The following is a 4,370-nucleotide window of genomic DNA, read 5'->3' as shown; positions in this document are numbered from 1 at the left end:
CCACCCGGTCACCTCAGAAGGGACTTGGGAATGAGCGTCGACTACGACGTGATCGTCATCGGTGCGGGTCTCGGCGGGCTCTCCGCCGCGACCACGCTGCAACGCGGCGGCATGCGCACGCTCCTGCTGGAGCGGCACAGCGTCCCGGGCGGTGCCGCCACCTCGTTCGTGCGGGGCCGCTTCGAGTTCGAGGTGTCGCTGCACCAGCTGGGCGGCATGGGCGGGCACGAACCGCTGAAGGCGGTGCTGGACGAGCTGGACGTGACCCGCAGGGTGGAGTGGCTGGAGGACCGCGACCTGTGCCGGACGTTCGTACCCGGCGAGGTCGATGTGAAGCTGCCCCATGACTGGGAGGGCCTGGCGGACGTCCTCGACGGCATCTGCCCCGGCAATCGCGCCCAGATCGTGCGGTTCCTGGAGATCGTGCGCGAGACCGGGCTGTGGCAGCTGACCGCGCGGGTCAGTCTGCACAAGATGAAGGAACAGCTGGAGTGGCTCAAGACGCTGCCCGATGTACGGCGTTACGCCCTGCGGACGTTCCGGGAGGTGCTGGACGAGTTCTTCACGGACGAACGCCTGAAGATCGTGCTGTCGTCCTACTGGAGCTACAACGGTCAGCTGCCGCACCGGATCGCGTTCGTGGACATGGCGCGGCTGCTGGCGCTGTACATCGAGACCAAGCCGTACCAGGTCGTCGGCGGCAGCCAGGCGCTGTCCTCGGCGCTCGTGGAGTCCTTCGAGGAGGCGGGCGGTGAGGTCCGGCTCAACACGAACGTCGAGAAGATCCTCACCCGGGACGGCACCGCGGTCGGGGTCCGGCTGGAGGACGGCGAGACCATCTCCTCGAAACTGGTGGTCTCCAACGCCCCGTCGACGACGACGTACATGCGGCTGCTCGACGACCCGGACGTCGTCCCCGCCAACACACTGGCCGACCTGCGCTCCCGGCGCCTCGGCTCGTCGGCGACCTGTCTCTTCCTCGGGGTGGACGCGTCGGCGGAAGAGCTCGGTTTCACCACGGCGACGACGTTCCTGACGGCCGGTCTGGACGAGGAGTCCGTGCTCCGGGGCGCGTACTCGCTGGACGAGCCCTGCCCCTTCATGATCGCGACCTGCTACGACGTCCAGCCGACCGGGCTCGCGCCGAGCGGCGCCTCGCAGGTGGTGCTGTCGTCGATCCAGTACTCGGAGCCGTGGGAGGCGCTCGCCCCGGAGGACTACGCGAAGGCGAAGACCAAGTACGCCCAGTCCCAGCTGGACCTCGTCGAGTCCCTCGTGCCCGGCATCCGGGACGTGATCGAGGAGGCGGAGCTCGCCACCCCGCTGACCTTCAAGCGGTACACCAACCAGCCCGGCGGTGCGATCTACGGGTTCGACCAGGACATCACCGACAGTTGGCTGTTCCACGACGACGACCTCAAGCAGAACGTGCCGGGCCTGCTCCTGACCAGCAACTGGACGACGGCCGGCGGCTACAACTCGAACCTCGTGACCGCCGCCCGGCGGTGCCAGCGGCTGCTGGCCGCGGGCCACTGACCCCCTGACAAAAGCGGAGTGGGACATGACAGACACGCCATACAGCCCGTCGGTCAATCCGTTGGCCCGCCTGCTGGAGGGGGCGGACGACGTCGTCGCACGGCTCAAGGCGCACGCGGCGGTCCAGGGCGAGCACCCGGCCGATGCCAGGACAGAGGTGGAGCCGCACCACCCGAGGAAGATCGATCTGACGCTGGCGGAGATCATCGAGGAGACCGTCAGCACCAAGACCCTGCGGCTGCGGCGCACGGGCGGCGGAAATCTGCCGCCGTTCCGCGCCGGGCAGTACATCAGTCTCGACGTCCGGGTCGGTGACGTCCTGACGAACCGGGCCTTCTCCATCTCGTCCAGCCCCACGGAACGCGACCACTACGACCTCACCGTGCGTCGGCTGCCGGGCGGGCTGGTCAGCAACCACCTCCTCGACGGCGTCTCCGTCGGCGACCGGTTCACCAGCGGCGGGCCGATGGGCACCTTCTGCCACGACCCGCTGTTCCACGGCGAGGACGTCGTCTTCCTCGCCGGTGGCTCCGGCGTCGCACCGGCGATGAGCATGATCCGCGAGATCGTCGAACTGGGTCTGCCCCGCCGGATGACCCTGCTCTACGGCTCCCGGCACGCGGGCGACATCATCTTCCGCGACGAACTCGACGCCATCGCACGCCGGCACCCGAACATCGTGGTGCACCACGTCCTCGCCGAGGCCGGCCCCGACTGGACGGGCGCGGTCAAGCCGCTCGACGCCAAGCTGATCGACAAGCTGGCGGGACCGCTGGCCGGGCGTATGACGTACATGTGCGGTCCGGCGTACAAGTACCCGTATCTGACCCAGGAGTTGGAGTCGCTCGGGCATCCCGGCCGCCGGATCCGCAAGGAGGCCAACTACGTCGCCGCGCCGCCGCCGGACGACACCCGCTGGCCCGCCGGCCTCGACACCAAGGAGGAGGTCACCGTCAGCGTCCGGGGCCGCAAGACGTTCCGGATGCCGCGCGGCCGGGAGCTGATCTACGCGCTGGAGGACAACGGGATGCCTCCCGCGGCGTCCTGCCGCTCCGGCGAATGCGGCGACTGCCGGGTCAAGATCTGCTCCGGCGAGGTCTTCCACGCCGAGGAGGCCAGGCTGCGCATGTCCGACCCGAAGTTCGGTTACGCGCACTCCTGCGTCGCCTACCCGCTCACCGACATCGAAGTCGAATTCCAGCCCGACGGCGACTTCTAGCCCATAAGGCCCCGGAATTCCGGAAAACAATCGAGCACCCCTTGGCATTCGCCACGGAATATGATGCACTGGGGGTACACATGTTCTGGCCCGTCCGGCCATGCGGTGGATAACCCCGCATTCCTTTCCCCCCTCTCGCGAATACGCGCCTTCCGTGATTTCCAAGGCGTTCCCGCGCTGCCCGAAACACTCGACAGGAGGTTTGAAAGATGTCCTCTGACCTGCGCGAAGTCATGGTCGACACGCTCCGCAACATGAACTTCGAGGTGGACTCGGTGACCGATGAGACACCGCTGGGCGACGGCGGACTCGAATTGGAGTCGCTTTCCCTCGCCGAACTCGTCATGCAACTCGACAGCTTCGGTGTGGAATTCTCCGACGAGGAGATGGAAAAGCTGACGAGCATGACCTTCGGAGAATTCACCCAGGAGGCGAATCGCCGCGCCGCCGGGAAGTAACCACCCCACCCGTTGCCTGGCGCTCGTCCTGTGCGGGCGGACCGGATGAAGGAGATGTGACCTTGCCACAGCCGACCAGGGCGATATGCGTCGTGGGAGCCGGCCCGCGAGGCCTCGCCGTCCTCGAACGGTTATGTGCCAATCACACCGACGGGCGCCGGCTTCTGGTCCACGTGGTCGACCCCTACCCCCCGGGGCCCGGACACACATGGCGCACCAGACAGTCCCACCATCTGCTCATGAACACGGTGACCTCCCAGGTCAGCCAGTTCACCGATGACAGCGTCACCTGCTCCGGCCCCGTCCGGCCGGGCCCCAGCCTGTACGAATGGCTCGTGCGGACCGCGCCCGAGCACGGCTGGGCCGACCCCGAACCGCTCGGGCCCGACGACTACCCGTCCCGCGCCCAGTACGGCCACTACCTGGAATGGGTGTTCCAGCACCTTGTCGAGACCGCCCCCGCCGGTCTCCGCGTCGTCGTCCACCGCGCGACCGCGGTGGCTCTGGACGACGACGCGAACGGCCAGTGCGTCACCCTCGACAACGGCACCCGGCTGGTGGGGCTGGACGCCGTCGTGCTGTCCCTCGGGCACGGGGCCAACGAACCGACGGACGAGGAACAAAACTTCACGGAGTTCGCCGACCGCCACAACCTGCGCTACGTCCCCCCGGGCAACCCCGCCGACGTCGACCTCGACGACATCAAACCCGGAGAGCGCGTGGCCGTCCGAGGTCTGGGGCTGGCGTTCTTCGACATCCTGTCGCTGCTGACCGAGGGCCGGGGCGGCAAGTTCGTGTCCGCCCCGGGGGGCCTGCTGTACCTCCCCTCCGGCCACGAGCCCGTGCTGTACGCCGGGTCCCGGCGCGGGGTGCCGTACCACGCGCGCGGGGAGAACCAGAAGGGCCCGGCCGGCCGGCACGAGCCCCTGTTCCTGACGCTCGACGCGGTCCGCCGGATACGGGCCACCCCGGACGCGACCTTCCGGCGGGACGTGTGGCCACTGCTGGACGCCGAGGTGCGCGCCGTCCACCACCACGCGCTCGTCGCCGAGCGCACGGACCGGCCCACCGCGGACCGCTTCCTGGCCGAGTATCTGGCCGCCCCCGAGGCCGACCGTACCTCGGTCATGCGCCGCTTCGGACTGGCCGAGGGGGAC

4 protein-coding genes are annotated in these 4,370 nt (G+C 68.7%); all 4 read left to right on the top strand.

Going from position 1 to position 4,370, the window contains the following annotated elements; genetic code table 11:
* Positions 1–30: 30 nt before the first annotated feature.
* Positions 31–1,536, top strand: coding sequence for a phytoene desaturase family protein (locus tag STRIP9103_RS15925; RefSeq protein WP_048820362.1), 1,506 nt, complete (start codon positions 31–33; stop codon positions 1,534–1,536).
* 25 nt (positions 1,537–1,561) lie between these two features.
* Positions 1,562–2,755 (top strand): FAD-binding oxidoreductase, encoded by a 1,194-nt coding sequence (locus STRIP9103_RS15920; protein ID WP_009312596.1) that lies wholly within the window; start codon positions 1,562–1,564, stop codon positions 2,753–2,755.
* A 209-nt stretch (positions 2,756–2,964) separates the two neighbouring features.
* Positions 2,965–3,213, top strand: a complete 249-nt coding sequence (locus STRIP9103_RS15915) for an acyl carrier protein (protein WP_009312594.1) — start codon at positions 2,965–2,967, stop codon at positions 3,211–3,213.
* A gap of 56 nt (positions 3,214–3,269) precedes the next feature.
* On the top strand, positions 3,270–4,370 hold a 1,101-nt coding region (locus tag STRIP9103_RS15910; RefSeq protein WP_048820363.1), incomplete at its 3' end, for an FAD/NAD(P)-binding protein.

The sequence above is a fragment of the Streptomyces ipomoeae 91-03 genome, assembly GCF_000317595.1.
Taxonomy (GTDB): domain Bacteria; phylum Actinomycetota; class Actinomycetes; order Streptomycetales; family Streptomycetaceae; genus Streptomyces; species Streptomyces ipomoeae.
The sequence above is the reverse complement of the archived record's forward strand: the minus strand, read 5'-3'. Positions and strand labels throughout refer to the sequence as shown.

Coding starts and splice junctions, on each gene's coding strand:
- STRIP9103_RS15915 (WP_009312594.1), top strand. CDS start 2,965: ATGTCCTCTGACCTGCGCGAAGTCATGGTCGACACGCTCCGCAACATG.
- STRIP9103_RS15925 (WP_048820362.1), top strand. CDS start 31: ATGAGCGTCGACTACGACGTGATCGTCATCGGTGCGGGTCTCGGCGGG.
- STRIP9103_RS15920 (WP_009312596.1), top strand. CDS start 1,562: ATGACAGACACGCCATACAGCCCGTCGGTCAATCCGTTGGCCCGCCTG.